Below are 24341 nucleotides of genomic sequence, written 5' to 3'. Positions count from 1 at the left end.
CGGGTCCACTACCAGAGGTCGGTGAGATCGGCAATCGACTCCAGGACGTAGTCCGGTTCGGGGTCCGGCGCCGTCGGGTCCTGGTCGCCGGGGAACCACGCGGCACCGACGCCAGCGGCCCGTGCGCCGGCGACGTCGGACCCGAGCGAGTCGCCGACGTGGAGGGCCCGCTCGGGCACGACGCCGAGGTGGTCGAGCGCCGCGTGGAACGGTTCGGGGGACGGCTTGGCGGGGGTGTCGTAGCCGGCGTAGACGACCGTCTCGAAGTAGTCGGTGACGCCCAGGCCGGCGAGTTTGGCCGTCTGCATCTCCGGTGCGCCGTTGGTGACGGCGGCCAGCGGAACCTCGCCGTGCAACGCGTCCAGCGTCTCGCGTGCGGCGTCGACGAAGCGGACGTTCGTGTGGTCGCGCTCGTCGGCGAAGACCCGCGCGACGGCCCGGCCGACGTCGGGGTCGTAGCCGCGCTCGCGGGCGAAGGTCGAGAAACACCGCTCGCGGAGGTCCGCGACGCTGTCGCTCTCGTCGGTGAACTCGCCGTAGCGGTCGTTGTACTCCGCGGCGGTGAAGAAGTGGTCGACGCCCACCCGCTCGAAGGCGACGTCGAGGATGTCCGCGCCCGTGCGCCGGTACTCACAGAGTGTGTTGTCGACGTCGAACAGCACCGCGTCGAGCCGTCCAGTCATCGAGCGACCGGAGGGGCGACAGCGGCAAAAGCCCGCCGCTCTCTCACGGGTCGGTCGCGACGTAGCCGCCGTCGACGGACGCGGCCAGTCCGAACGTCTCCGCCCACGCCAGCAGGTTCGCGGCGCGTTCGCGCCACTCCGCCTCCCAGTCGGCGTACTGGGAGCGCTCCCACCGCGGCACGCCGTCGCGAATCGCCGCGAGGGCGTCCGCCGCGTCGAGGGGGCCGTCGCTGTCGGCCAGCGCGTCGACTATCTCCCGCGCGCCGTAGACGTTCGCCAGGAACGCTTCCCGGAGTTGTTCGTCGGTGACGTCACCGCGGACGCGGTGGAAGCCGTGGCTGGCCTCTTTCGCGAGGCCGAGCGCCTGCAGGAAGGTGAGCAGTTCCCGCGCGCGGTCACGCGAGGGTACGTCCGTCCGGTCGCGGATGCGCGTACAGCAGTCCTCGACGCTGCCCGGGACCAGCGGCAGCGCGTCGCGGGCGGCCAGCAGCGCCTCGCGACTCCGCGGTTCGGGGACTATCTTGTAGCGCATCTCAGTGGAAGCTCTCGGCCAGGACGTCCTCGTGCGTGTCGCCGACGACGTGCGTCTCGCCGCCGAGGACGTCGACTGTGACCTGCGCCGGTCCGAAGAGGTCGACGGGCAACTCGCTCATGTCCCAGTCCACGCCGGCGAAGATGTCGGCGAATGGTTGGCCGTGGTCGTCTGCGGCCGTCGAGACGACTTCGTCGAAGCGGTCGAAGGGCTCCTCGACGACGAGGTGGGCCTGCCCGCCGTAGGCCAGCGCGTCGTTGGTCCGGGCCATCGCCGTCTCCTCGTCGTCGGCGACCGGTGCGACGGGGGCGGAGCCGGAGACCGAGAGGACTTCGAGCGGGTCGTAGCCGAGTTCCGACAGGCGGAAGGTGGCGAGTTCGGCCGCGCGGGCGGCCGCGACGACGCTGCCGGTGATGGAGGCCGTCGAGAACGCCGGCAGGAACACGCCGCTCTCGGGGACGCCGGTCCGCTCGGCGACCGCCGCGGCGACGGCCTCGTCGGGGAGCGTGTCCGATTCGACGGCCAGCACGGCGAAGTCGGCGTCGTCGGCGTAGCCGACCCGCGCGTAGATGTCCTCCTCGGCGACGATGGCGCGGGCGGGGCCGCTCCCAAGTCCCTCGAAGTCGTCGACGCTGAGTTCCCAGCCGGCCTTGCCGGCACAGAGCAACCCCAGTGCGGGGTGGTCGGTCGACAGTTCGACGTGGGTGGTGGGTGCGCCGGCTACCTCGTCCATGCGGGTCTGGACTGTCGCGAGGCCGGCGGTCTGTATCTCGGCCAGCAGGAGGCCGGCCTCGACGGCTCCGGGGACCGCGACGCCGAAGTCGATGACGGCGGCGTCGCCCTCCAGCGCGTGGACGTCCAGGGTGAGTTCCTCGGCGAAGTCGATGGCCTCGTCGACGAGTTCCGTGGCCATCCGGTTGAGACTCTCCATACCCCGCCTTTCGCCCCGCCTCACTTAAGAACTCGCGGACGCCGGTCAGTCCGGCCCGCCCCGCGCGTCCCGACCCAGGCGCTCCTCGACGGCGTCGACCTTCTCGCGCATCGGCGCGTCCGTCGCCCGCTTGTCGTCGAGTTTCAGGAAGGTGACCACGCGGTCGCTGTCGACGGCCTCGTGGGCGGCCTGAGCGGCCGCAAAGAGCGTCGCCGCGTCCTCCGCCTCCAGCAGGGTTCCCATCGGCGTCGTCTCGTAGCTGACCGGATGGTCCTCCAGCGCGTCGACGGCCTTCGCGATTTCCGGTGCCATGCTCCCCTCGACTTTCGGCGAGACGGTCAGGAAGCCACTCGCTGTCATGCGCGAGGCTACGGGGGCGGGGGTGGTACCTCTGACGGTGGCCCAGCCCAAGCAGTTATGATAGTTCTCTCCGAGTGACTCGACCATGGGCGGTGACACGGCGACGGTCCTCGTCGCAGCCGAGGCGGGAGCGCTCGCGGACCACGCCGAGCGCGCGCTGGCGGACGACCACGCCCTCCGGCTGGCGGAAAACGGCGGCCAGACCCTCTCGAAACTCGACGATGGCGTCGACGTCCTGCTGCTCCACCGCGGGGTCCCCGGCATCTCCGGCGACCAGGCGCTCGACGAGATAGACGCCCGCGGGCTCGACTGCCGGGTCGCGCTCGTGACCGCCACAGCCCCGGAGTTCGACGTCGTCGCGGCGGGGTTCGACGACGTCCTGACGGCACCGGTCGACACGGCGGACCTGCGCTCGACCGTCGAGCGCCTGCTCGCGCTGAACACCTACGAGCAGAAGTATCAGGAACTCAGTTCGAAAATCGTCAAGCGCAACATCATGGAGGTCGAGCGGACCGAGGCGGAACTCACCGACAGCGAGCGGTTCGCGGAACTGCAGGCGCGCATCGAGGAACTGGAACGCGAACTCGCCGAACTGCAGGCCGAACGGGAGTTCGACGAGCGCCTGCTGCCGACGTAGGATGGTCCGTCGATAAAGACCCGTGGTACTTCCCCTCTCCGTTGACCGTCGGCGAGCGGGTACGACCGGTATGCACGACCACGGCCACAGTGGCGACTCGTCGGCCCACCCCGGCACGGGCGGGCCAGGCCACGGCAGAGACTACGACCGCACGCCGCTGATTCTCACCTGGGAGGTCACGCAGGCCTGCGGGCTGACCTGTGACCACTGCCGCGCGGAGGCACAGGAGGAGCGCCATCCCGACGAACTCACCACGGCAGAGGGCGAGGCCCTCATCGACGACGTGGCGTCCTTCGGCGACCCCGGCCCAATTCTCGTCCTCTCGGGCGGCGACCCGCTGGAGCGCCCCGACCTGTTCCACCTCGTCGAGTATGCCACCGCGCAGGGCATCCCGACATGCGTGACGCCCGCGCCGACGGACAACCTCGACCGCGAGACCGTCGCCCAGCTGGCCGATGCGGGGGTCAGACGCATCGCGCTCTCCCTCGACGGGGCGACCGCCGCCGCACACGACGGCTTCCGCGGCGAGGAGGGGTCCTACGAGGCGGTCTTCCGGACGGCCCGGCAGGCCCGCGAGGTCGGCCTCCCGATTCAGATAAACACGACCGTCACCGCGGCGACCGTCGATTCGCTGCCCGACATCGCCGACATCGTCGCGGACCTGGGCGCGGCGATGTGGGAGGTGTTCTTCCTCGTGCCCGTCGGCAACGGGACGGACCTCGAACCGCTCTCGCCACCGGCGAGCGTCGAGCTGATGGAGTGGCTCTACGAGCGCCAGCGCGGCGCGCCGTTCCGGCTCATCACCGTCGAGGCACCGCACTACCGCGTGGTCGCACAGCAGGTCGATTCGGACGCCCGCGTCGGTTCGACCCGGGCCGGCCGCGGGTTCCTGTTCGTCAGCCACACCGGCGAGGTGTACCCCTCGGGGTTCCTCCCCCGCTCGGCCGGCAGCGTCCGGGAGGCGAGCGTGGTCGACGTCTACCGCGAGTCCCAGCTGCTTCGCTCGCTCCGGGACGCGGATGGGTTCGCCGGGCGGTGTGGCACCTGCCCCCACCGGTCGGTCTGTGGCGGGTCGCGGTCGCGCGCCTACGCCGCACACGGCGACGCGCTGGCGAGCGACCCGCTGTGTCCCGGACCCGAGCGCATCGCGTCGCTGGTCGGGTGACCCCGGGGCGAAAACCCCCGGCCCGCGCCGTTTTCGGAACCCTTTTATCTACCATCGACAGTACGTAGTAATGCAACGTGCTGGTGGTGAGCAGACGCGGTGCGTCTGTGCGCACAGCGCGGATGCAGTGAGCGCTGGTGGTGTAGTGGTATCACAGGACCCTGCCACGGTCCTAACCCGAGTTCAAATCTCGGCCAGCGCACTTCTGTGGCGAGCAACCTGACGAGCACCGCGTAGCGTTTCCTCGTCTCCTTGCGAACCGCGGAGAATAATAGTTGGGTGGCTGAAACATCCCTCGTGCCAACGGTCCACACTGGTAAACTGGCCGTCGGCGAGGTCGGACCTGAAACAGCATTGACAGCAACGAGGGCACGGCACTGACACTCCCATAACACTTTGTCGGCTGGCGTGCAAGAGCGGACGATGACCGAGTCGATCCGGATTCTCCACGTCGACGACGACCCCGCGTTCGGCGACATGGCCGCGGAGTTCCTCGAACGGGAGGACGAGCGGTTCGACGTCACGACGGCGACCGACGCCAGCGAGGGACTGGAGCGGCTCGGCGACGCCGTCGATTGCGTCGTCAGCGACTACGACATGCCGGGTCCGACCGGCATCGACTTCCTGGAGACCGTTCGCGAGACCCGCCCGGAACTGCCGTTCGTCCTGTTCACGGGGAAGGGAAGCGAGGAGGTGGCGAGCGAGGCGGTCTCCGCCGGCGTCACCGACTACCTCCAGAAGGAACGCGGCACGGGGCAGTACACGGTGCTCGCGAACAGCATCGCCAACGCCGTCGAGCAGTACCGGTCCAAGCGGGAACTCGAAGCCAGCCAGCGGCGCCTCTCCCTGTTCATCGAGCAGTCCCCGCTCGGCGTGCTGGAGTACGACGAGAATTTCGAAATCGTCGGGCTGAACGAGGCCGGGCAGGACATCCTCGGCTACTCGGAGTCGGACCTGCGCGGGGAGACGTGGGAGACACTCGTCGCCAGTTCGAGCTACGAGAACGTCGACGAGGTCACGTCGGCTCTGGCGGAGGCCGAGGGCGGGTACCACAGCGTCGACGAGAACGTCCGCAAGGACGGCGAGCACATCACCTGCGAGTGGCACAACCGCGTCGTCACCGACGACGAGGGTGAGGTCGTCGCCGTCTTCTCGCTGTTCCAGGACATCACCGAGCGCATCGAGCGCGAACGCCGTCTCGAACGGACCTCGGCCCGCCTGGAGGCGCTGTTCGAGAACTCGCCGGACATGATAAACGTCCACGACACGGACGGGAACATCCTCGACCCGAACCCCCGGTTCAGGGAGAAGACGGGCTACGACGCGGGGGAACTGGCCGACATGAAGGTGTGGGACGTGGACCAGCAACTCGACCGGGACGAGGCCGCCGACGTCTGGGCGGAGATGGACGCCGGCGAGAGACTGCGTCTGGAGAGCGTCTACCGGACCCGGGACGGCGAGACGTTCCCCGTCGAGTTGCACGTCAGACGGCTCAACCTGGCCGGCGAGGACCGCTTCGTCGTCATCAGCCGGGACGTCTCCGAGCGCCGGGAACGCGAGCGCGACCTCGAACGCTACCGCGAGTACACCGACCGCATGCTCGACGCCATCGACGACCTGTTTTTCATCTACGACGCCGAGGGCACGCCACAGCGCTGGAACGAGAGCTTCGCCGACGTGACCGGCTACCCCGACGCGGAGATACCGTCGCTGAACGCCGTCGACTTCGTCCCCGACGACTACCGGGAGGCGGCGGCGGAGAACTTCGAGGCAGTCCTCGAAACCGGCCACGCACGCCTCGAAGCGCCGGTCCTGGCGGCGGACGGCTCGACGACGCCCTACGAGTTCGTCGCGAACCGCGTCGAGCATCCCGACGGGCGCCCGCAGGTCGTCGGCATCGGCAGGGACGTGACGGTCCGCCGGGAGCGCGAACGGGACCTCGAACGGCAGAACCGGCGCCTCGAAGAGTTCGCCAGCGTCGTCAGCCACGACCTCAGAAGTCCGCTGAGCGTGGCCGAGGGGAACCTCGAACTGGCTCGCGAGAACCGCGACAGCGACGAGCTACAGTCTGTCGCGCGCGCACACGACAGGATTCGCTCGCTCATCGAGGACGTCCTGACGCTCGCTCGCGAGGGCAATCCCGTCGAGACCGTCGAACCGGTCGGGCTCGCGGAGACTGCCGAGACCTGCTGGAAGACCGTGGAGACCGGCGACGCGACGCTGGCCGTCGAGACCCAGTCCACGGTGCTGGCCGACCGGAGCCGCCTCCGCCGGATGTTCGAGAACCTCGTGCAAAACAGCGTGGACCACGGCGGCCCGGGCGTGACTGTCACCGTCGGAGACGTAGAGGGGGGATTCTGCGTCGCGGACGATGGACCGGGCATCCCGCCGGAGAAGCGCTCGGAGGTGTTCGAGCGCGGCTACTCGACCTCCGAAGACGGTACGGGCTTCGGACTCCGCATCGTCGAACAACTCGCCGACGCTCACGACTGGGAAGTCAGTGTCGCGGCCAGCGACGCCGGCGGCGCGCGGGTCGAGTTCACCGGCGTCACGTTCGTCGACCGCTAGTCCCGCCGTCCTCCCCTTCGAGACCCGATTCAGTTCAGTCGCTCTGGTACTCCTTCTCGAAGCCGCGGAACTCGGTGCGGTGGGCCTCCTCGTCGGCGAGAATGGTCACGGCGAGGTCCTCCGTCACCGGGTCGTCGGCCTCCCTGGCGGCCCCGATGAGGTCGCGGTAGGTGTCGATGGCGTCTTCCTCGGCGTCGAGCACGCCGCGGATGACCGAGAGGACGTCCGTCGAGTTCTCGGGTGGTTGCAGCGAGTCCTGCCGGGCCGTGAACTCCGCGGAGCCCGGGGGCCGGGCGTCGAGTTGCTTGAGCCGCTGGCCGAGCTGTTGGGCGTGGGTCAGTTCCTCCTGGATGTCCGCCTGGAGGCTCTCCTTTATCTCCTCGGCGCGGACCCCGTCGAGGACGATGGCGTTTGTCTGGTAGTTCATCACGGTCTCCATCTCGTCCCCGTAGGCCGCCCTGAGGAGTTCGATGACGCGGTCAGAAGACATGACACCTGACGGTTCGCTCTCCACCGTAATGTGTGTTCTGCCAATCAGTAACTGGTTGCGTTGTTCTCGACAGACGGTTACAGTTTATTGCCCGTTTTTCAGGGTATCGGGCCATGTGAACGCGTCTCACCGTGCTCGAGAAACGGGCACTTTTTAAGTGCGGATGGGAGATGTATCGGCACAGTCTAGTGGCGCGACGTGGAAGCGTCACGGCATGACAGTCAGCGTGCTCGTGCCGACCTCCCTCGCCCGGGAGGCCGAGGACAGACGCGAGGCGACTCGCAAACTCGGCTACGTGGCCCGTGCGGCCACCGTCTTCCGGGTCGACCGGCTCACGGTCTACCCCGACCCCGACGGGAAGGGGAAGTGGGAGGACGGGTTCGTCGAAACCGTGCTGCGGTACGCCGCCACACCCCCCTACCTCCGAAAGGAGGTATGGGACAGGCGGGACGAACTGGAGTACGCCGGTGTCCTGCCGCCGCTCCGCGTCCGTTCACAGACCGGCTCCGGATCCGAGGGTTCGGGGTCGTTAAGACAGGGAATCGTGACCGAGGTCGGTGCTGATGGGCACGTCCGGGTCAATTGCGGACTGCAACACCCGATCTCCCTCCCCGTCCCCTCCGCGATGGAGGTCGGAGAGGGGGAGCGTGTCACCGTCAGGGTCTCTTCGAGAGAGCCGGTCCGGGCGAAACTCGTCGGCGAGTCCCCTCCGGGGTTCGCCGTCGACGCCGCGGACCTCGATTCGGCGCTCGCACGCGACGACGCGGGACTTGCCATCGCCGCTTCGCGGTACGGCGAGGAACTCGGCGTCGCACGTCTCGGCCAGCTGGTCGAGGCGATATCGGCGAGCGGCGACCCGGAACTAACCGTCGCGTTCGGTGCACCCGAGCGGGGGCTCCCCGCCATACTGGGTCTGGACCCGGACGCACTCGGAGCGGACCACGGCGAGACAGGCAGATTCGACCTCTGGCTGAATACGGTTCCGAACCAGGGCAGCGAGGTGGTGCGAACGGAGGAAGCGATGTTCGCCACCCTCGCCTGCCTGACCCTCAAGGAGTGAATCCATGCCACAATCAAGCAGACCACGCAAAGGCTCGCTGGGCTTCGGCCCGCGGAGCCGCGCGTCCAGTGAGACGCCGCGGTTCAACAGCTGGCCCGACGACGACGGCCAGCCCGGGCTTCAGGGCTTTGCCGGCTACAAGGCCGGTATGAGTCACGTCGTGATGATCAACGACGAGCCCGACTCCCCCCGCGAGGGGATGGAGGAGACTGTCCCCGTGACAGTCGTCGAGACGCCCCCCAACCGGGTCGTCGCGCTTCGAGCCTACGAAGACACGCCGTACGGCATGCGCCCGCTCACGGAGGTCTGGGCCGACGAGTTCCACCCGGAACTCGACCGCGCGCTCAACACCCCCGAGGAGCACGATGCCGAGGCGGCAGAGGAACAGATACGAGACGCACTCGACGCCGGCGACGTCGCGGACGTGCGCGCGATCACGCACACCGTGCCCGGCGAACTCGACGGCGTCCCGAAGAAGAAACCCGACGTGATGGAGAACCGCGTCGGCGGCGGTTCCGTCGCCGACCGCGTCGACTTCGGTCTCGAACTGCTCGCGGAGGGCAGCTACAACGTGACCGACGTCTTCCGCGCCGGCGAGTACGCCGACGTCGCGGGCGTCACGAAGGGCAAGGGGACGCAGGGTCCCGTCAAGCGCTGGGGCGTCCAGAAACGCAAGGGCAAACACGCCCGCCAGGGCTGGCGCCGACGCATCGGCAACCTCGGCCCGTGGAACCCCAGCCGCGTCCGGTCGACCGTGCCCCAGCAGGGGCAGATGGGCTATCATCAGCGAACCGAGCTGAACAAACGGCTCATCGACCTCGGCGACGAGGGAGCCTCCGTCAACGGCGGCTTCATCAACTACGGCGAGGTCGACGGCTCGTACGCGCTGGTGAAGGGCTCGGTGCCCGGACCGGAGCAGCGGGTCGTCCGCATGCGCCCGGCAGTGCGTCCGAACGACCAGCCGCGCCTCGACCCCGAGGTGCGCTACGTCTCAGAGGAGTCGAACCAGGGATAAACTATGCAGGCAACAGTACGCGACCTGGACGGCGCGGACGCGGGCGAGGTCGACCTCCCCGACGTCTTCGAGACGGCCTACCGACCGGACCTCATCCGGAAGGCCGTCCTCGCCGCCCAGGCCAACAGGAAGCAGGACTACGGTTCAGACGAATACGCGGGCCTGCGGACGCCCGCAGAGTCCTTCGGCAGCGGTCGTGGCATGGCCCACGTCCCGCGCGAGGGCGGCCAGGCACGCCGCGTGCCCCAGGCTGTCGGTGGGCGCCGCGCCCACCCGCCGAAGACCGAGAAGGACCGCGGCCTCGACATCAACGACAAGGAGCGCCAGCTCGCCGTCCGGTCGGCCCTCGCGGCCACCGCCGACGCCGAGGTCGTCGCCGAGCGCGGTCACGCGTTCGACGACGTGGAGCTCCCGCTGGTCGTCAGCGACGAGTTCGAGGACGTCCACAGGACGCAGGAGGTCGTCGACGTGCTCGAAGCACTCGGCGTCTACGCCGACATCGAGCGCGCGGACGAGACGACCATCAAGGCCGGCAAGGGCTCGGCCCGCGGCCGCAAGCGTCGTCGCGCGAAGTCGATTCTGTTCGTCACCAGCGAGGAACCGTCGCGTGGCGCTCGCAACCTCGCGGGCGCGGACGTGGCGACCGCACAGGAGGTCAACGCGGAAGACCTCGCACCCGGCGGACAGGGCGGTCGACTGACCGTCTTCACCGAGAGCGCCATTGAGGAGGTCGCATCGCGATGAGCGTCATCAAGTACCCGACGGTCACCGAGAAGGCCGTCGACAAGATGGACTTCGAGAACAAGATGCAGTTCATCGTCGACACCGACGCCGAGAAGGCCGAAATCGTCGCCGACATCGAACAGCAGTTCGACGTCGAAATCGAGAAGGTGACGACGATGGTGACGCCACAGGGCGAGAAGAAGGCGACCGTCCTGCTCACCGACGACTACGACGCACAGGAAATCGCCAGCCGCATCGGGGTGTTCTGACCATGGGACGACGAATTCAGGGACAACGACGCGGCCGCGGCTCGCCCACGTTCCGGGCGCCGTCGCACCGCTACAAGGCAGACCTGTCGCACCGCAACGTCGAGGACGCGGACGTCGTCTCCGGGACGGTCGTCGACATCGAGCACGACCCGGCACGGAGCGCGCCCGTCGCCGCCGTCGAGTTCGAGGACGGCGACCAGCGCCTCGTGCTCGCGCCGGAAGGCGTGGGCGTCGGCGACCAGATTCAGGTCGGCGTCTCCTCGGCGATTGAGCCGGGGAACACGCTCCCGCTCGCGGAGATTCCGGAAGGCGTCCCGGTCTGTAACGTCGAGGCCAACCCCGGCGACGGCGGGAAGTTCGCCCGCGCGTCGGGCGTCAACGCGACGCTGATGGCCCACGACCGCAACGTCGCGGTGGTCCAGCTACCCAGCGACGAGGTCAAGCGCCTCGACCCGCAGTGTCGGGCGACCATCGGCGTCGTCGCCGGCGGCGGCCGGACGGAGAAGCCGTTCGTCAAGGCCGGAAACAAGTACCACAAGATGAGAGCCCGCGGGACGAAGTGGCCGACTGTCCGCGGTGTTGCGATGAACGCCGTCGACCACCCCTTCGGTGGCGGCGGCCGGCAACACCCCGGCAAGCCGAAGTCCATCTCGCGGAACGCACCCCCGGGCCGCAAGGTCGGGGACATCTCCTCGAAACGCACTGGTCGAGGTGGTGACAGCGAATGAGTTCAGAATATCAAATCGGCCACGAGGGTGAGTTCACCTACCGTGGTCACACGCTCGACGAGTTGCAGGAGATGACACTGGAGGAAGTCGCGGAACTGCTCCCCGCACGCCAGCGGCGAACTATCGAACGCGGTCTGTCCGTCGACCACGAGAAGCTCCTGGAGAAGGCACGCGACGCCGAGGAGGAGCAGACGGCGAACAACCCGATCCGGACACACCTGCGGGACATGCCGATCGTCCCGGAGATGGTCGGGCTGACCTTCGCGGTCCACAACGGGCAGAGCTTCGAACGCGTCAAGGTAGAGCCGGAGATGCTCGGGCACTACCTCGGCGAGTTCCAGCTGACCCGCACGTCGGTCGAGCACGGACAGGCCGGCATCGGAGCGACACGCTCCTCCAAGTTCGTGCCACTCAAATAACATGGGAATCAGCTATTCAGTCGACGCGGACCCGGACACGACGGCCAAAGCGATGCTCCGGGAGCGTCAGATGAGCCACAAGCACAGCAAGGCCATCGCCCGCGAGATCAAGGGCATGACCGCGGCCGACGCGGTCGAGTACCTGGAAGCGGTCATCGCCGGCGAGCGGTCCGTTCCCTTCCGCCAGCACAACTCGGGCGTCGGTCACCGCAAGGACATCGACGGCTGGGACGCCGGCCGTTTCCCCGAGAAGGCCTCGGAGGGCTTTCTCGACCTGCTGGAGAACGCCATCGGCAACGCCGACCACCAGGGCTTCGAGGGCGAGGAGATGACGATCAAGCACGTCGCCGCCCACAAGGTCGGCGAGAACCAGGGCCGCAAGCCCCGCGCGATGGGGCGGGCCTCGCCGTGGAACTCCCCAGAAGTGGACGTCGAACTCATCCTCGAAGAACAGGAGGGCGATGAATAATGGCCGACGAACAGCAGTTCATCGACAACGGCCTCCAGCGCACGCAGATTGACGAGTTCTTCCAGAAGGAACTCGGCCGCGCCGGCTACGGCGGCATGGAAGTCGCCAAGACGCCGATGGGCACGCAGATCGTGCTCAAGGCGGAAAAGCCCGGCATGGTCATCGGCAAGGGCGGGAAGAACATCCGGAAGATCACGAACACCCTGGAGACGGAGTTCGACCTCGACGACCCGCAGGTCGACGTCCAGGAAGTCGACGAACCGGACCTCAACGCCCGCATCGTCGCGGACCGCCTCGCCAACGCGCTCGAACGCGGCTGGTACTTCCGCAAGGCCGGTCACACGACCATCGACCGCATCATGGAAGCGGGCGCACTCGGCGCGGAGATCGTCCTCTCCGGCAAGGTTACGGGCGCACGCTCGCGCGTCGAGAAGTTCAACCGCGGCTACATCAAGCACAACGGCGAGCCCGCCGAGGAGATTGTCGACCACGGCATCGGTACGGCAGTGATGAAACTCGGCACCATCGGGGTGCAGGTGAAGATCATCCCGCCGAACGCCGAACTGCCCGACGACTTCGAAATCTACGAGGACGTCGACGTCTCGGACTACGTCGAGGAAGCCGAGGGCGTCGACGAACTGCTCGCCGGCGAGCCCGACGAAGAAGCCGAGGAGGGCGAGGAGCCGTCTATGGGTGCCCCGCCGGAAGAGGCAGAGGAAGCCGCCGAATCGGCCGAGTCGGCCGAGGAGGTCATCGAGGAGGAAGTCGTCGACGACTTCGAAGACCCGGAGGTCCCCGACGAGGCCGACGTCGAGGAGGAACTCGACGACCTCGCGGCCGACGTCGACGAGGAACTCGACGAGGAGACCGAAGCCGAAGCGGAAGAGCTGATGGACGAGATGGACGAGGACGAGCAGGAGGGTGACGAGGAATGACGATTCTCCACGCCGAGGAAATCCGCGACATGACGCCCGCAGAGCGCGAGGCGGAGCTGGAGGACCTCGAGACGGAACTGCTCAACGACCAGGCCGTCAAGGCCGCCGGCGGGATGCCCGAGAACCCCGGGCGCATCAAGGAACTCCGCCGGGCGATCGCGCGCATCAAGACGATACAGCGAGAAGAGGGCGACCTCGACGAGGTCGCCGAGGAGGCAGCGTAATGCCACTGACACCCGAGACGCTCCCGCGACACGAACTGGTCGGGCTGACGGTCGAAGTCGTTTCGGCCTCGAACCCCGACCTCGTCGGCATCGCCGGCGACGTGGTGCTGGAGACGACGAAGACGCTGGGAGTAGAGGGAGACACTCGGGTGTTCCACGTGCCGAAGGCCGACGCGACCTTCGAGTTTGCCATCCCGCGCGGTGACCGCACGCAGATGGTCACCGTCGAGGGGTCGAAACTCGTCGCGCGACCGGCACGACGCACGGAACAGACAGGTGATTCACAATGGCGCTAGGATTGAACGTAGCGAACCCGGAGGAGACATGCTCCGACGAGAACTGCCCGTTCCACGGCACACTGGGTGTCCGCGGGCAGACGCTCGACGGTGAAGTCGCCTCCACAGACATGGAGAAGACCGTGGTCGTCGAACGGGAGTACGACGTACCCGTCCCGAAGTACGACCGCCTGATGAAACGGCGCAGCCGCGTCCCGGCTCATGCACCCCCGTGCATGGACCTGGAGGTCGGCGACACGGTCACGATAGCAGAGACACGACCGCTCTCGAAGACCAAATCCCACGTAGTAGTCGAGGTTCACGGAGGTGACGAGTGATGGAGGCACTGAAGGCCGACGTCACGCAGGGCCTGGAGAAGGGCTCGCTGGTCACCTGCGCGGACAACACGGGCGCGCGTGAGCTGAAGATAATCAGCACGCACGGCTACTCCGGTACCGTCAATCGCCACCCGAAGGCCGGCCTCGGTGACAAGGTCACGGTCTCGGTGACGAAGGGCACGCCGGAGATGCGCCGCCAGGTGCTCGAAGCTGTCGTCATCCGGCAGCGCAAGCCCATCCGCCGCCCCGACGGCACGCGGGTGAAGTTCGAGGACAACGCGGCCGTCATCATCGACGAGAACGAGGACCCGCGCGGGACCGAGCTGAAAGGTCCCATCGCGCGGGAGGTCGCGGAGCGGTTCGGAAGTATCGCGTCGACAGCGACGATGATAGTATGACACGACAACCACGCAAGCAGCGGAAACAGACGGCACAGGCCCCGCTGCACGAGCGCCAGTCGGAGGTGCGCGCGACGCTGTCCGACGACCTCCGCGAGGAGTACGGACAGCGAAACGTGCGCGTCAACGAGGGCGACACCGTCGAGGTGTTGCGCGGCGACTTCGCCGGCGAAGAGGAAGAAGTCGTCAACGTCGACCTCCGCGAGGCGGTCGTGCACGTCGAGGAGGTCACCCAGGAGACCGCCGACGGGGAGGAAGTCCCGCGTCCGCTGGACGCGAGCAACCTCCGCGTGACGTCCCTGAACCTCTCCGACGACGAGCGGCAGGCCCGCCTGGAATCGGAGGAGGATAGCGCATGACGAAACACCAGAAACGACTCTCGGTCCCGAACAGCTGGCCTGTCGAGCGGAAGACGGACACGTTCACCGTCAAGGCCGACGCGGGTCCCCACGGCGAGGCAGGGGTGCCCCTGCTCATCATCCTGCGGGACGTGCTCGGTTACGCCGACAGCCGCAAGGAAGCACGGTACGCGCTCAACCAGGACAACGTCGTCATCAACGGCACGCCGGTCTCCGACGAGGAGCGGCCTGTCGGGATGTTCGACATCCTGGCCTTTACCGAGCGCGAGGAGTTCTACCGCGTGTTCCCCGGCGAGGGCGGTCGGCTGTCGCTGACCCCCATCGACGAGGACAGCGCGCAGTCGAAGCTCGGCAAAATCGTGGGCAAGCGCAACGTCCCCGGCGGAGAGGTCCAGTTGACCCTCCACGACGGACAGACGCTGCTGGTCGACGAGGACGCCGGCTACAGCGGCGGCGACTCGGTCGTCGTCGCCAACGACGACAACGAAGTCGTCGCCCACTTCGAGTACGATGTGGGTGCGCTCGTGACCGCGGTCGACGGTGCCCACGCGGGCGACATCGGCCGCATCGAGGAGATTCAGGTCACGCCCGGTAGCGCCCAGAACAACGTCCTCGCGACCCAGGAAGACATTCCCGGCGTCGCCGACGAGGGCGGCTTCGAGACCGTCGAGGAGTACGTCGTCGTCATCGACGAGAACTTCATCGAGGGCGATGCGGAGGACGCCGCCGAGGAGGCGGCGGCCGCCGAGGACGACGAGGACGGAGGTGACGACGAATGAGTTCGGAGACCGAGAGCGGTGAGTTCCACGAGATGCGGGAACCCCGCGTCGAGAAGGTCGTCGTCCACATGGGCGTCGGCCAGGGCGGTGTCGAACTCGCAAACGGCGAGGAGATTCTGGCGGAGGTCACGAGCCAGCAGCCGGTCCGGACCACCGCAAAGGAGACCGAACCGGAGTTCAACATCCGCGAAGGGGACCCCATCGGCGCGAAGGTCACGCTACGTGACGAACTCGCCGAGGAGTTCCTGGAGACGGCGCTGCCGCTCGTGGACATCTCGGCCTCGCAGTTCGACGACACGGGCAACTTCAGCTTCGGCGTCGAGGAACACACGGAGTTCCCGAGCCAGGAGTACGACCCGACCATCGGTATCTACGGGCTGGACGTGACGGTCAACCTCGTCCGGCCGGGCTACCGGGTCGCAAAGCGGGACAAGGCCTCGCGGCCGATTCCCTCCGGACACCGCCTGGACGTCGCCGACGCGGTGGCGTTCGTCGAGAACACCTTCGACGTGGAGGTCGAACAATGAGCGAGAGCGAGACAGACGCCGACAACGGCGACAGCGAGGCGGAGCGCACCGGCGAGCAAGCCGCGAAACGCACGGGACAGCTACGAGCGTGTCAGCGCTGTGGCCGCGAACAGGGACTGGTCGGCAAGTACGACATCTACCTGTGCCGGCAGTGCTTCCGCGAGGTGTCTCGAAGCATGGGGTTCAAGAAGTACTCATGACAGGAACAGACCCACTCGCCAACGCGCTCTCGGCGCTGAACAACGCAGAGAGTGTCGGGCATCTCGACCAGACGGTACAGCCCGCATCGAACGAAATCGGCTCGGTACTCGAGGTCTTCTACGACCGCGGGTACATCGGCGGCTTCCAGTACGTCGACGACGGCAAGGCCGGCGAGTTCGACGTCGAACTGAAAGGCGCAATCAACGAATGTGGCCCGGTCAAGCCACGCTACTCCGCGACGGCCGACGAGTACGAGAAGTGGGAGAAGCGGTTCCTCCCCGCCCGTGACTACGGGACGCTCGTCGTCACAACCTCACGTGGCGTCATGAGCCACTACGAGGCCCGCGAGGAGGGCGTCGGCGGCCAGGTCATCGCATACGTCTACTAACAATGCCACGAACAGCACTCCAGACACCGGACGAGGTGAGCGTCGAGGTGGACCATCTCGACCTCACCGTCGAGGGACCGAACGGCAGCGTCACGCGCCGCCTCTGGTATCCGGACGTCTCGGTCACCGTCGACGACGACGAGGTCGTCATCACGAGCGACGCCGAGGACGCCAAGACGAAGTCGACGATGGGCACCTTCGAGAGCCACGTACGCAACATGTTCCACGGCGTGACCGAGGGCTGGGAGTACGAGATGGAAGTCTTCTACTCTCACTTCCCGATGCAGGTCAGCGTCGAGGGCGACGAGGTCGTTATCGAGAACTTCCTCGGCGAGCGTGCCCCGCGACGGACCGAGATTCACGGCGACACGGAGGTCGAAGTCAGCGACGAGCAGGTGACGCTGCGCGGACCAGACATCGAAGACGTCGGGCAGACTGCCGCGGACATCGAGCAGTTGACGCGCGTCCAGGACAAGGACGTTCGCGTCTTCCAGGACGGCGTCTACATCACACAGAAACCGAAGCGAGGTGACGCCTGATGGCAGACGACGAACCCGAGGAGGAAGTCGCCTTCGAGGACTCCGAGGAGGAGACCGAGGCGGCCGAGACAGAACAGACCGACGAGGAAGCGACCGACGAACAGGTCGACGAGGCCGACGTCGAGGAGACGGGGGCCGAAGACGAGGCTGCGGAAGTCGAAGAAGACGACGAAGAGGCCGAAGAGGCCGAAGCCGACGACGAAGAAGAAGTCGACGAAGACGAAGGACCGGCGGAGCTGACGGACATCAGCGGCGTCGGCGAGTCGAAGGCGGACGCGCTCCGCGAGGCCGGCTACGAGTCCGTCGCGGACATCAAGTCGGCGAGCCAGAGCGACCTGGCCGAGGTCGAGGGCGTCGGCATGGCGCTCGCGGCCCGTATCAAGGCCGACGTCGGTGACCTCGAAGTCAGCGAGGACGTCGAGGCGGCCGTCGAGGAGGAAGCGCCCGAGGAGGAACCCGCCGAGGAAGTCGAGACCGAACTCCGCCCGCGCGGACTGGTCGAGAAGACCCCGGACCTGGACGAGGAGGCCGAGCGCCTGCTCGCCCAGCGCCGGCGCGAGGGCAAGCCGCAGTTCAACCGGCAGGACCACCACAAGAAAAAGCGCGTCGGCACGTCGTGGCGGCGCCCGCGCGGCCAGCTCTCGAAGCAGCGCCGCGGCGTCAAGGGCAAGGGCGACACCGTCGAAGCCGGCTTCCGGACCCCCGAAGCGGTCCGCGGCCTGCACCCGTCGGGCTTCGAGGAGGTCTACGTGCACAACGTGGACGACCTGGAGGGCGTCGACGGCGACCGTGAGGCGGTCCGTATCGCCTCGAAGGTCGGTGGCCGCAAACGCGAACGCATCGAGGAGGCAGCACAGGACCGCGACATCCGCGTCCTGAACCCCACCTACGAGGAGGTCGAAGTCGAATGACTGACCTGAGTGCACAGAAGCGACTGGCCGCAGACGTGCTCGACGTCGGGAAGAACAAGCTCTGGTTCGACCCCGAGGCACAGGGTGACATCGCCGAGGCCATCACGCGGGAGGACATCCGCGAACTGGTCGACGACGGCGTCATCCGCGCCGAGGCACCCAAGGGCAACTCCCGCGGTCGGGCGCGCGAGCGCCAGGCGAAGCGGTCGTACGGACACCAGACCGGTGCCGGCTCCCGGAAGGGCAAGGCCGGCGCACGGCAGAACAAGAAACAGGACTGGGAATCCAGGATTCGCGCACAGCGCAATCATCTGCGCGAACTCCGCGACGAGGGCGACCTCGACCGCTCCACCTACCGCGACCTCTACGACAAGGCCGGTGGCGGCGAGTTCGACTCCGTCGCGGACCTGCAGCGCTACATCGACGACAACTACGGTGAACAATAATGGCGACAGGACCACGATACACGGTGCCGATGCGGCGTCGCCGCGAGGCCCGGACAGATTACCATCAGCGGTTGCGCCTGTTGAAATCCGGCAAGCCACGCCTTGTCGCTCGAAAGAGCAACAAGCAAGTCAGGGCGCAGCTGGTCTCGACTGGGCCGGAGGGCGACCGGACGCTGGCGGCCGCGGAATCCACTGACCTCGCGGAGTACGGTTGGGAAGCGCCGACGGGCAACATGCCCGCCGCGTACCTGACCGGACTGCTCGCGGGCCTGCGGGCCATCGAGGCCGGCGTGGAGGAAGCGGTACTGGACATCGGACTGAACTCCCCGACGCCGGGGAGCAAAGTCTTCGCAATACAGGAAGGCGCAATCGACGCCGGGCTCGAAATCCCGCACAACGACTCGGTGCTGGCGGAGTGGCCGCGCACGCGCGGCGAGCACATCGCCGAGTACGCCGAGGGGCTCGACGACGGGCTCTACAGCGGCGATTTCGACGCCACGGACCTTCCCGCGCACTTCGACGACATGCGGGAGACACTACTTGAAGGTGACATCGAACTATGAGTGCTGACAACGGATGGGAACCGCAGACGCGGCTCGGCAAGAAGGTCGCCGACGGCGACATCGAGACGATGCAGGAGGCGCTGAACGCCGGGCTGCCGCTGAAGGAACCCGAACTGGTAGACCAGCTCGTCCCCGACCTGGAGGACGAAGTGCTGGACATCAACATGGTCCAGCGCATGACCGACTCCGGCCGGCGGGTGAAGTTCCGCTGCGTCGTCGTCGTCGGCAACCGCGACGGCCTCGTCGGCTACGCCGAGGGCCGCGACGACCAGGTCGGCGGTGCGATTCAGAAGGCAATCGAGATCGGCAAGCTCAATCTCATCGACGTCTCGCGCGGCTGCGGGTCGTGGGAGTGTGGCTGTGGCCGTCCGCACACGGTCGCGCTGCGCACCACGGGCAAGGCCGGCAGCGTCGAGGTTGAGCTCCAGCCCGCCCCCCGCGGGCTGGGCCTGGCGGGCGGGGAGACCGTCCGCAAGGTGCTCGAACTCGCCGGTATCGAGGACATCTGGACCCGCTCGTCGGGCAACACGCGCACGACGGTCAACTTCGCGAAGGCTACCTTCAACGCGCTTCGCAACACGGCCGAGGCGCGCGTCCCCCAGCGGACCTTCGAGAAGCGAGAGGTGATCGAGTGATGCGCGCGCTCGTCCAGATTCGCGGCAACGTCAACATGAACGGGGACATCGAGGACACGCTGGCGATGCTCAACGTCGAGCGCGTCAACCACGCGACGCTGGTCCCCGAGACTGACACCTACAACGGCATGGTCACGAAGGTAAACGACTACGTCGCCCACGGCCAGCCGAGCCAGGAGACCGTCGAACTCCTGCTCGAATCCCGCGGCGAACCTGCCGAGGGAGACGCCGACGTCGACGACGAGTGGGTCGCAGAGAACACGGAGTACGACGACGTCGCGTCGCTGGCGGCGGCGCTTGTCGACGAGGAGACGACGCTGCAGGCGCAGGGTCTCTCCCCGACGCTGCGCCTTCACCCGCCGCGTGGCGGCCACGACGGTATCAAGCAGCCGGCCCGCGCCGGCGGCCAGCTGGGCAAGCACACCACCGAGCAGATCGACGACCTCCTGGAGGCGATGCGATAATGACGAACAAGAAAAAGCGACAGCGTGGCTCGCGCACGCACGGCGGCGGCTCCCACAAGAACCGCCGCGGTGCCGGCCACCGCGGTGGCCGCGGGAACGCGGGCCGCGACAAACACGAGTTCCACAACTACGAGCCGCTGGGCAAGCACGGCTTCACCCGTCCCGACAAGGTCAAGGACGACGTCGTCACCGTCGACGTGCAGAAACTCGACGAGGACGCCGCGCTCCTGGCCGCGGAGGGCGTCGCCGAGGAGACCGACGGCGGCTACGCCGTCGACGCCCGCGACGTCGCCGAGGACGGCTACGACGCCGACGCGGTGAAGGTGCTGGGCACCGGACAGGTGCGCAACGAGCTGTCGGTGACCGCAGACGCTTTCTCGGGCAGTGCCCGCGGGAAGCTGGAGGAGGCGGGCGGCTCCGCCACCCTCTCCGAGCGCGCCGAGGAAATCGACGAAGCTACGGACGACGAGACAGACGAGGAATAGTATGAGCTGGAAGGACACCGCCGAACCGGTACTCACCCGGATGCCGGCAGTCCGTCGGCCGGAGGGGCACGTCCCCTTCAAGCGGAAGCTGACGTGGACTGCGGGTATTCTGGTGCTGTACTTCTTCCTGACGAACGTGTTCCTGTTCGGCCTCGAAGGCCAGGGAACCGAGGTTTTCGGACAGTTCCGGTCGATTCTCGCCGGCGGGCAGGGAACCATCCTGCAGCTGGGTATCGGTCCCATCGTCACGGCGAGCATCGTCCTCCAGCTCCTCGGCGGTGCTGACCTGCTCGGACTCGACACGCAGAACAACCCCCGCGACCAGGTGCTCTACCAGGGGCTGCAGAAGTTCCTGGTCATCGTGATGATCGTGCTGACCGGGCTCCCGATGGTCTTCGCCGGGAACTTCCTGCCCGCGAGCGACGCGGTCGCGCAGTCGCTGGGCATCGGCGAGGTCGGTGTCCAGTGGCTGATGTTCGCGCAGATATTCGTCGGTGGCGTCCTCATCCTGTTCATGGACGAGGTCGTCAGTAAGTGGGGTGTCGGCTCCGGTATCGGCCTGTTCATCATCGCCGGGGTCTCACAGCGACTGCTCGGCGGCGTTCTGACGGTGCCGGGCCTGACGGGGCCCACCGACGGGACCGCCGGCATCATCCCGACCTGGATCGGTATCGTCACCGGGTCGGTCCAGATTCCCCCGATACTGACGCCGGCCGGTATCGAACAGCTCCTCTTTGGGAGCGGCTTCATCATCCCGGTTCTCACGACGCTGGCCATCTTCGGGGTGGTCGTCTACGCGGAGAGCGTCCGCGTCGAGATTCCGCTGTCGAACGCCCGTGTCAAGGGCGCTCGCGGTCGCTTCCCGGTGAAGCTCATCTACGCCAGCGTCCTGCCGATGATTCTCGTCCGGGCGCTGCAGGCCAACGTTCAGTTCCTCGGCCGTATCCTGCACGCACAGATCGGTGCCGAGGCGATGCCCGACTGGCTGGGCGTCTACGGCTCGTCCGGGAACCCGACCGGCGGGCTGTTCTACTTCCTCGCTCCCATACAGACGCCGATCTACCAGATTACCGACCCGCTGTGGAAACTCTCCATCCGTGCGGGGGTGGACCTCTTCATCATGATAGTCGGCGGGGCTATCTTCGCCATCTTCTGGGTCGAGACGACGGACATGGGTCCGAACGCGACCGCCCAGCAGATTCACAACTCCGGGATGCAGATTCCCGGCTTCCGACAGAACGTCCGCTCCATCGAGCGGGTGCTAGAGCAGTACATCCCCCAGGTGACCGTCATCGGCGGCGCGCTCGTCGGGCTGCTCGCGGTCATGGCAAACATGCTGGGCACCATCGGCGGCGTCTCCGGCACTGGCCTGCTCCTGACGGTGTCTATCACCTACAAGATCTACGAGGAGATCGCCGAGGAGCAGCTGATGGAGATGCATCCGATGATGCGCCAGATGTTCGGCTAGCACCCTTTTCCCGCTCGAGACCGCTGTCTTGACTCCACAAACGTGGACGGTGTCGACCCGAGGAGTACCGGGCGCTGGCCAGGATACGTACCCGTCACGGGTGGCTCGGAACGCACCGTCGTGGTGTCATCCGAAGGCACTCGCTAGTCGCGGAAGACTCCACAGAAAGTCATAGCTTTCCCCTGGTCCACGGCGCAGCTTGCTCATCTCTCGCAGGAGAGACACTCAAATCGAGAGCATCCACTCGACCCAGCCGGCGTATGGACACATCGAAAACAGATATCCTAACCGACAATTCTTAGTTCCTGTTTGTTCCAATCCAGACCATGAGCGACGAGACGGGCTCGTCACACGTCTCACACTGGGAACGGTGGACCGACGCGCAGGGCCCCTTTTATCGGTCGTGTGCGGTGCTTCACTTCGATAGCCTCACCGAACGGCGGGATGGGGACGAGAACGGGACAGAGACACCGGCAATCGAAGTCACGACCGGGATTGTTCGCCTCCTGTTGCGGAATCTGCCGACACTGGTACTCGCTGTTCTCGCGGTGTACATCCCGACCTCGTTGCTCAGCACTGTCGCCGCTGGTCGGATGTCGCTTCCCAGTCCGGGACTGACGTTCGAGACGATTCTACTGGGCATCGCGGGCGTCGGCCTCGGCAGTCTGTGGCTCTACCTGCTGTATCGGATTGTCTCGGCATCGCTTGATGGGACCTCCGTCTACCGAAGTATCGTGTTCTTCGCAACTGCCGTCCCGCTCGCGGGTGGCACGGCGTATGCGCTGTACGTCGCACGAACTGGGGGTTCACCCGCACTCACGGTGCAAGCCGGGTTCTTCCTGTTCATCCTCGTCGCTGGCCACCTCACCTACGACGGCCTCGTCCTTCGAACAGAGAATCTGTTCACGAGGTTAGCGTCGGACGGGATAGTCGAGGACGGCGAGTACGACGAATTCCACGACGACCTCCAGAGCACGCTCGGTGATACGCTATCGATTGGACCGGTATCGATGCCACGCTCGGCCGCGTTCGCACTCGCAGTCTCACTCGTCCCACTGGCACTGCCGATCGTCGTGCTCCCGTGGAATCTGTGGGCAAAACTCGGATTTATTCCGTACTCGGTGCTCACACTGCTGATCGTGGCTCTGGTCTACGACGTGTTTCTTCTGGTGTACAAGTTCATGCAACTTCTGCGGAGTGACATACTCGTGTATCGACCGTTCCATCCGGACGAACACGGCGGATTTCGCGACCTCGGTCGGTTCGCCTCGCGCGTCAACCTCATCCTCGTCGTTACGGGCGGCTACGTCGCCTACCGCTTTTACACCGAGGGCATCTATTACTACGGAGCGGAGGGGTTCGCGTCTTCCCTGGGCCTTCTCACCTGGGCAATCTCCTATCTGGGTCCGGTGGTCGCCTACCTCTGTTTCGTGGCATTCTGGCTCTACCACTCCTTCTGGCGACTCCACGTAAAGATGGAAGAGGGCCGGAAGAAGCGACTGGAGGAACTCCAGCAACGGGAACGGACCGACATGGAATCCCAGTCCCGAGCATTCTCTGACCACACTGTCGACGCCGCGCCGTGGGAATCACTGCAATCGGCTCCGAACTGGCCGATCAAGCGACAGAGTCTCGTCGGCATTCTCCTCCTGGACGCGACGCCGCTTCTCGTCACCTTCCTACTGTAAGATTCGCTGCGGTGATGCCGATTCCGAGCCACTCGTCGCCTCTGGAGAGGACGGTGCTAGTGCTCGAGTTCAGGGAAGGTGGATGTCGCTACCATCACGTCGACGGTTTCCTCAACGGAAGCGCTGTCAGCATCGGCGTCGTGAAATTCACAGTCTGACTGGCTCGTCCACTGGACATCGGTCGGGGCGAATTCGGAACTGCAGACCCGAATATGTTATTTCGTGGATAGTTCTTCGACACCAAGGTAACGCCAACTATTCTGAAACGGTACGAACCCTCATTGCAGTTGTTTCCTTTGTTCTAAACTGGGATACGTGACGCCAGCGCAGGAGTCAAAATTGGAGGAGTTGAAACCAGGTCTGGAGGCACTCCCTCCAATCGAACGGTCAGTGGAAAACGGTGTGCTCCGTGAGACACGGGCCTTTCGCGGTGTCACTCTCGACCAGGCCCTGACCTACCTCGAGAACCTCGGTGGCGAACGCACTGGGCGGACGGATATCGAGGGAGATGGGTGGAAAGCTCATCTCTCGGCTACGAAGGTTCCAGTTGGCCCCTCGTACCGGCTTACCGAGGTGACGATAACGTGGGTCGGTGACGAAGCGATTCTCGAATCGGTTATTTTCCGGTTTCGGCTCAAGACGTTCCGGGCACCCGGATGATGTTTGACA

35 protein-coding genes and 1 tRNA gene are annotated in these 24341 nt (G+C 66.5%); 31 read left to right on the top strand and 5 right to left on the bottom strand.

Features of this window, described 5'->3' with window-relative positions:
• Positions 1-8: 8 nt before the first annotated feature.
• The 4 genes from WDJ57_RS04255 to WDJ57_RS04240 are packed head-to-tail and all read right to left on the bottom strand — an operon-like array spanning position 9 to position 2506.
• Positions 9-683, bottom strand: a complete 675-nt coding sequence (locus WDJ57_RS04255) for an HAD family hydrolase (protein WP_338904218.1) — start codon at positions 681-683, stop codon at positions 9-11.
• Between the two features lie 43 nt (positions 684-726).
• On the bottom strand, positions 727-1215 hold the full coding sequence (locus tag WDJ57_RS04250) for a hypothetical protein (protein ID WP_338904217.1): 489 nt from the start codon (positions 1213-1215) through the stop codon (positions 727-729).
• 1 nt (position 1216) lies between these two features.
• Positions 1217-2146, bottom strand: a complete 930-nt coding sequence (mch, locus tag WDJ57_RS04245) for a methenyltetrahydromethanopterin cyclohydrolase (protein ID WP_338904216.1) — start codon at positions 2144-2146, stop codon at positions 1217-1219.
• A gap of 45 nt (positions 2147-2191) precedes the next feature.
• The gene (locus WDJ57_RS04240; protein ID WP_338904214.1) at positions 2192-2506 is read right to left on the bottom strand and encodes a thiamine-binding protein; all 315 of its coding nucleotides are present in this window, start codon (positions 2504-2506) and stop codon (positions 2192-2194) included.
• Positions 2507-2591: 85 nt separating this feature from the next.
• Here WDJ57_RS04240 and WDJ57_RS04235 point away from each other — a divergent pair, with 85 nt between their 5' ends.
• The 4 genes from WDJ57_RS04235 (at position 2592) to WDJ57_RS04220 (ending at position 6876) form a co-directional block, all read left to right on the top strand.
• A complete protein-coding gene (locus WDJ57_RS04235; RefSeq protein WP_338904212.1) occupies positions 2592-3143 on the top strand; it encodes a HalX domain-containing protein in 552 nt (183 codons plus the stop codon).
• Between the two features lie 70 nt (positions 3144-3213).
• Positions 3214-4308, top strand: coding sequence for a radical SAM protein (locus tag WDJ57_RS04230; protein ID WP_338904210.1), 1095 nt, complete (start codon positions 3214-3216; stop codon positions 4306-4308).
• A 131-nt stretch (positions 4309-4439) separates the two neighbouring features.
• Positions 4440-4510 (top strand) — tRNA-Gly (locus WDJ57_RS04225).
• 221 nt (positions 4511-4731) lie between these two features.
• Complete coding sequence (locus tag WDJ57_RS04220; RefSeq protein WP_338904209.1) at positions 4732-6876, top strand: PAS domain S-box protein; 2145 nt, start codon at positions 4732-4734, stop codon at positions 6874-6876.
• Positions 6877-6910: 34 nt separating this feature from the next.
• On the opposite strand, the gene WDJ57_RS04215 is transcribed toward WDJ57_RS04220, so the two are convergent.
• Positions 6911-7366, bottom strand: coding sequence for a ferritin-like domain-containing protein (locus tag WDJ57_RS04215; RefSeq protein ID WP_338904207.1), 456 nt, complete (start codon positions 7364-7366; stop codon positions 6911-6913).
• Positions 7367-7580: 214 nt separating this feature from the next.
• On the opposite strand from WDJ57_RS04215, the gene WDJ57_RS04210 reads away from it, so the two are divergent.
• The 27 genes from WDJ57_RS04210 (at position 7581) to WDJ57_RS04080 (ending at position 24332) form a co-directional block, all read left to right on the top strand.
• Positions 7581-8426: an RNA methyltransferase gene (locus WDJ57_RS04210; protein ID WP_338904205.1), complete on the top strand. Its 846-nt coding sequence runs from the start codon at positions 7581-7583 to the stop codon at positions 8424-8426.
• Between the two features lie 4 nt (positions 8427-8430).
• The gene (locus tag WDJ57_RS04205; protein ID WP_338904204.1) at positions 8431-9441 is read left to right on the top strand and encodes a 50S ribosomal protein L3; all 1011 of its coding nucleotides are present in this window, start codon (positions 8431-8433) and stop codon (positions 9439-9441) included.
• Positions 9442-9444: 3 nt separating this feature from the next.
• Positions 9445-10185, top strand: coding sequence for a 50S ribosomal protein L4 (gene rpl4p, locus WDJ57_RS04200; RefSeq protein WP_338904202.1), 741 nt, complete (start codon positions 9445-9447; stop codon positions 10183-10185).
• Positions 10182-10433: a 50S ribosomal protein L23 gene (locus WDJ57_RS04195; protein WP_338904200.1), complete on the top strand. Its 252-nt coding sequence runs from the start codon at positions 10182-10184 to the stop codon at positions 10431-10433. Before rpl4p ends, WDJ57_RS04195 begins: the two co-directional genes overlap by 4 nt.
• 2 nt (positions 10434-10435) lie before the next feature.
• The gene (locus WDJ57_RS04190; protein WP_338904198.1) at positions 10436-11161 is read left to right on the top strand and encodes a 50S ribosomal protein L2; all 726 of its coding nucleotides are present in this window, start codon (positions 10436-10438) and stop codon (positions 11159-11161) included.
• Positions 11158-11580 (top strand): 30S ribosomal protein S19, encoded by a 423-nt coding sequence (locus tag WDJ57_RS04185; RefSeq protein WP_338904197.1) that lies wholly within the window; start codon positions 11158-11160, stop codon positions 11578-11580. Before WDJ57_RS04190 ends, WDJ57_RS04185 begins: the two co-directional genes overlap by 4 nt.
• A gap of 1 nt (position 11581) precedes the next feature.
• Complete coding sequence (locus WDJ57_RS04180; protein ID WP_338904195.1) at positions 11582-12049, top strand: 50S ribosomal protein L22; 468 nt, start codon at positions 11582-11584, stop codon at positions 12047-12049.
• Positions 12049-12984 (top strand): 30S ribosomal protein S3, encoded by a 936-nt coding sequence (locus WDJ57_RS04175; protein ID WP_338904193.1) that lies wholly within the window; start codon positions 12049-12051, stop codon positions 12982-12984. Before WDJ57_RS04180 ends, WDJ57_RS04175 begins: the two co-directional genes overlap by 1 nt.
• On the top strand, positions 12981-13208 hold the full coding sequence (gene rpmC / locus WDJ57_RS04170; RefSeq protein WP_338904191.1) for a 50S ribosomal protein L29: 228 nt from the start codon (positions 12981-12983) through the stop codon (positions 13206-13208). Before WDJ57_RS04175 ends, rpmC begins: the two co-directional genes overlap by 4 nt.
• Entirely contained in the window at positions 13208-13504 is a 297-nt protein-coding gene (locus WDJ57_RS04165) for a ribonuclease P protein component 1 (RefSeq protein ID WP_338904189.1), read from the top strand. Before rpmC ends, WDJ57_RS04165 begins: the two co-directional genes overlap by 1 nt.
• Entirely contained in the window at positions 13495-13821 is a 327-nt protein-coding gene (locus tag WDJ57_RS04160) for a 30S ribosomal protein S17 (protein ID WP_338904187.1), read from the top strand. Before WDJ57_RS04165 ends, WDJ57_RS04160 begins: the two co-directional genes overlap by 10 nt.
• Complete coding sequence (locus tag WDJ57_RS04155) at positions 13821-14219, top strand: 50S ribosomal protein L14 (RefSeq protein WP_338904185.1); 399 nt, start codon at positions 13821-13823, stop codon at positions 14217-14219. Before WDJ57_RS04160 ends, WDJ57_RS04155 begins: the two co-directional genes overlap by 1 nt.
• Positions 14216-14578 carry a 50S ribosomal protein L24 gene (gene rplX / locus WDJ57_RS04150; RefSeq protein ID WP_338904184.1) on the top strand — a complete coding sequence of 121 codons (363 nt, stop codon included), beginning with the start codon at positions 14216-14218 and terminating at the stop codon, positions 14576-14578. Before WDJ57_RS04155 ends, rplX begins: the two co-directional genes overlap by 4 nt.
• On the top strand, positions 14575-15357 hold the full coding sequence (locus WDJ57_RS04145) for a 30S ribosomal protein S4e (protein WP_338904183.1): 783 nt from the start codon (positions 14575-14577) through the stop codon (positions 15355-15357). The genes rplX and WDJ57_RS04145 overlap by 4 nt, the downstream gene beginning before the upstream one ends.
• Complete coding sequence (locus WDJ57_RS04140) at positions 15354-15884, top strand: 50S ribosomal protein L5 (RefSeq protein ID WP_338904181.1); 531 nt, start codon at positions 15354-15356, stop codon at positions 15882-15884. Before WDJ57_RS04145 ends, WDJ57_RS04140 begins: the two co-directional genes overlap by 4 nt.
• The gene (locus WDJ57_RS04135) at positions 15881-16084 is read left to right on the top strand and encodes a 30S ribosomal protein S14 (RefSeq protein ID WP_338904179.1); all 204 of its coding nucleotides are present in this window, start codon (positions 15881-15883) and stop codon (positions 16082-16084) included. Before WDJ57_RS04140 ends, WDJ57_RS04135 begins: the two co-directional genes overlap by 4 nt.
• The gene (locus WDJ57_RS04130) at positions 16081-16473 is read left to right on the top strand and encodes a 30S ribosomal protein S8 (protein ID WP_338904178.1); all 393 of its coding nucleotides are present in this window, start codon (positions 16081-16083) and stop codon (positions 16471-16473) included. The genes WDJ57_RS04135 and WDJ57_RS04130 overlap by 4 nt, the downstream gene beginning before the upstream one ends.
• Before the next feature lie 2 nt (positions 16474-16475).
• Positions 16476-17012, top strand: coding sequence for a 50S ribosomal protein L6 (locus WDJ57_RS04125; RefSeq protein WP_338904176.1), 537 nt, complete (start codon positions 16476-16478; stop codon positions 17010-17012).
• A gap of 236 nt (positions 17013-17248) precedes the next feature.
• The gene (locus tag WDJ57_RS04120; RefSeq protein WP_338906248.1) at positions 17249-17923 is read left to right on the top strand and encodes a 50S ribosomal protein L32e; all 675 of its coding nucleotides are present in this window, start codon (positions 17249-17251) and stop codon (positions 17921-17923) included.
• Positions 17920-18369 (top strand): 50S ribosomal protein L19e, encoded by a 450-nt coding sequence (locus WDJ57_RS04115; RefSeq protein ID WP_338904175.1) that lies wholly within the window; start codon positions 17920-17922, stop codon positions 18367-18369. Before WDJ57_RS04120 ends, WDJ57_RS04115 begins: the two co-directional genes overlap by 4 nt.
• Positions 18369-18932: a 50S ribosomal protein L18 gene (locus tag WDJ57_RS04110; protein ID WP_338904173.1), complete on the top strand. Its 564-nt coding sequence runs from the start codon at positions 18369-18371 to the stop codon at positions 18930-18932. The genes WDJ57_RS04115 and WDJ57_RS04110 overlap by 1 nt, the downstream gene beginning before the upstream one ends.
• Complete coding sequence (locus tag WDJ57_RS04105) at positions 18929-19567, top strand: 30S ribosomal protein S5 (RefSeq protein ID WP_338904171.1); 639 nt, start codon at positions 18929-18931, stop codon at positions 19565-19567. Before WDJ57_RS04110 ends, WDJ57_RS04105 begins: the two co-directional genes overlap by 4 nt.
• Entirely contained in the window at positions 19567-20031 is a 465-nt protein-coding gene (gene rpmD, locus WDJ57_RS04100) for a 50S ribosomal protein L30 (RefSeq protein ID WP_338904169.1), read from the top strand. The genes WDJ57_RS04105 and rpmD overlap by 1 nt, the downstream gene beginning before the upstream one ends.
• On the top strand, positions 20031-20516 hold the full coding sequence (locus WDJ57_RS04095) for an uL15m family ribosomal protein (RefSeq protein ID WP_338904167.1): 486 nt from the start codon (positions 20031-20033) through the stop codon (positions 20514-20516). Before rpmD ends, WDJ57_RS04095 begins: the two co-directional genes overlap by 1 nt.
• A gap of 1 nt (position 20517) precedes the next feature.
• The gene (gene secY, locus WDJ57_RS04090; protein WP_338904165.1) at positions 20518-21984 is read left to right on the top strand and encodes a preprotein translocase subunit SecY; all 1467 of its coding nucleotides are present in this window, start codon (positions 20518-20520) and stop codon (positions 21982-21984) included.
• 326 nt (positions 21985-22310) lie between these two features.
• A complete protein-coding gene (locus WDJ57_RS04085; RefSeq protein WP_338904163.1) occupies positions 22311-23672 on the top strand; it encodes a hypothetical protein in 1362 nt (453 codons plus the stop codon).
• A gap of 315 nt (positions 23673-23987) precedes the next feature.
• Positions 23988-24332: a hypothetical protein gene (locus WDJ57_RS04080; protein ID WP_338904161.1), complete on the top strand. Its 345-nt coding sequence runs from the start codon at positions 23988-23990 to the stop codon at positions 24330-24332.
• The last annotated feature ends 9 nt before the right edge of the window (positions 24333-24341 follow it).

The sequence above is a fragment of the Salinibaculum sp. SYNS191 genome (assembly GCF_037338445.1).
GTDB classification, from domain to species: domain Archaea; phylum Halobacteriota; class Halobacteria; order Halobacteriales; family Haloarculaceae; genus Salinibaculum; species Salinibaculum marinum.
This window is presented reverse-complemented; position numbering and strand designations above follow the sequence as displayed.

Coding starts and splice junctions, on each gene's coding strand:
- WDJ57_RS04255 (WP_338904218.1), bottom strand. CDS start 683: ATGACTGGACGGCTCGACGCGGTGCTGTTCGACGTCGACAACACACTC.
- WDJ57_RS04250 (WP_338904217.1), bottom strand. CDS start 1,215: ATGCGCTACAAGATAGTCCCCGAACCGCGGAGTCGCGAGGCGCTGCTG.
- mch (WP_338904216.1), bottom strand. CDS start 2,146: ATGGAGAGTCTCAACCGGATGGCCACGGAACTCGTCGACGAGGCCATC.
- WDJ57_RS04240 (WP_338904214.1), bottom strand. CDS start 2,506: ATGACAGCGAGTGGCTTCCTGACCGTCTCGCCGAAAGTCGAGGGGAGC.
- WDJ57_RS04235 (WP_338904212.1), top strand. CDS start 2,592: ATGGGCGGTGACACGGCGACGGTCCTCGTCGCAGCCGAGGCGGGAGCG.
- WDJ57_RS04230 (WP_338904210.1), top strand. CDS start 3,214: ATGCACGACCACGGCCACAGTGGCGACTCGTCGGCCCACCCCGGCACG.
- WDJ57_RS04220 (WP_338904209.1), top strand. CDS start 4,732: ATGACCGAGTCGATCCGGATTCTCCACGTCGACGACGACCCCGCGTTC.
- WDJ57_RS04215 (WP_338904207.1), bottom strand. CDS start 7,366: ATGTCTTCTGACCGCGTCATCGAACTCCTCAGGGCGGCCTACGGGGAC.
- WDJ57_RS04210 (WP_338904205.1), top strand. CDS start 7,581: ATGACAGTCAGCGTGCTCGTGCCGACCTCCCTCGCCCGGGAGGCCGAG.
- WDJ57_RS04205 (WP_338904204.1), top strand. CDS start 8,431: ATGCCACAATCAAGCAGACCACGCAAAGGCTCGCTGGGCTTCGGCCCG.
- rpl4p (WP_338904202.1), top strand. CDS start 9,445: ATGCAGGCAACAGTACGCGACCTGGACGGCGCGGACGCGGGCGAGGTC.
- WDJ57_RS04195 (WP_338904200.1), top strand. CDS start 10,182: ATGAGCGTCATCAAGTACCCGACGGTCACCGAGAAGGCCGTCGACAAG.
- WDJ57_RS04190 (WP_338904198.1), top strand. CDS start 10,436: ATGGGACGACGAATTCAGGGACAACGACGCGGCCGCGGCTCGCCCACG.
- WDJ57_RS04185 (WP_338904197.1), top strand. CDS start 11,158: ATGAGTTCAGAATATCAAATCGGCCACGAGGGTGAGTTCACCTACCGT.
- WDJ57_RS04180 (WP_338904195.1), top strand. CDS start 11,582: ATGGGAATCAGCTATTCAGTCGACGCGGACCCGGACACGACGGCCAAA.
- WDJ57_RS04175 (WP_338904193.1), top strand. CDS start 12,049: ATGGCCGACGAACAGCAGTTCATCGACAACGGCCTCCAGCGCACGCAG.
- rpmC (WP_338904191.1), top strand. CDS start 12,981: ATGACGATTCTCCACGCCGAGGAAATCCGCGACATGACGCCCGCAGAG.
- WDJ57_RS04165 (WP_338904189.1), top strand. CDS start 13,208: ATGCCACTGACACCCGAGACGCTCCCGCGACACGAACTGGTCGGGCTG.
- WDJ57_RS04160 (WP_338904187.1), top strand. CDS start 13,495: ATGGCGCTAGGATTGAACGTAGCGAACCCGGAGGAGACATGCTCCGAC.
- WDJ57_RS04155 (WP_338904185.1), top strand. CDS start 13,821: ATGGAGGCACTGAAGGCCGACGTCACGCAGGGCCTGGAGAAGGGCTCG.
- rplX (WP_338904184.1), top strand. CDS start 14,216: ATGACACGACAACCACGCAAGCAGCGGAAACAGACGGCACAGGCCCCG.
- WDJ57_RS04145 (WP_338904183.1), top strand. CDS start 14,575: ATGACGAAACACCAGAAACGACTCTCGGTCCCGAACAGCTGGCCTGTC.
- WDJ57_RS04140 (WP_338904181.1), top strand. CDS start 15,354: ATGAGTTCGGAGACCGAGAGCGGTGAGTTCCACGAGATGCGGGAACCC.
- WDJ57_RS04135 (WP_338904179.1), top strand. CDS start 15,881: ATGAGCGAGAGCGAGACAGACGCCGACAACGGCGACAGCGAGGCGGAG.
- WDJ57_RS04130 (WP_338904178.1), top strand. CDS start 16,081: ATGACAGGAACAGACCCACTCGCCAACGCGCTCTCGGCGCTGAACAAC.
- WDJ57_RS04125 (WP_338904176.1), top strand. CDS start 16,476: ATGCCACGAACAGCACTCCAGACACCGGACGAGGTGAGCGTCGAGGTG.
- WDJ57_RS04115 (WP_338904175.1), top strand. CDS start 17,920: ATGACTGACCTGAGTGCACAGAAGCGACTGGCCGCAGACGTGCTCGAC.
- WDJ57_RS04110 (WP_338904173.1), top strand. CDS start 18,369: ATGGCGACAGGACCACGATACACGGTGCCGATGCGGCGTCGCCGCGAG.
- WDJ57_RS04105 (WP_338904171.1), top strand. CDS start 18,929: ATGAGTGCTGACAACGGATGGGAACCGCAGACGCGGCTCGGCAAGAAG.
- rpmD (WP_338904169.1), top strand. CDS start 19,567: ATGCGCGCGCTCGTCCAGATTCGCGGCAACGTCAACATGAACGGGGAC.
- WDJ57_RS04095 (WP_338904167.1), top strand. CDS start 20,031: ATGACGAACAAGAAAAAGCGACAGCGTGGCTCGCGCACGCACGGCGGC.
- secY (WP_338904165.1), top strand. CDS start 20,518: ATGAGCTGGAAGGACACCGCCGAACCGGTACTCACCCGGATGCCGGCA.
- WDJ57_RS04085 (WP_338904163.1), top strand. CDS start 22,311: ATGAGCGACGAGACGGGCTCGTCACACGTCTCACACTGGGAACGGTGG.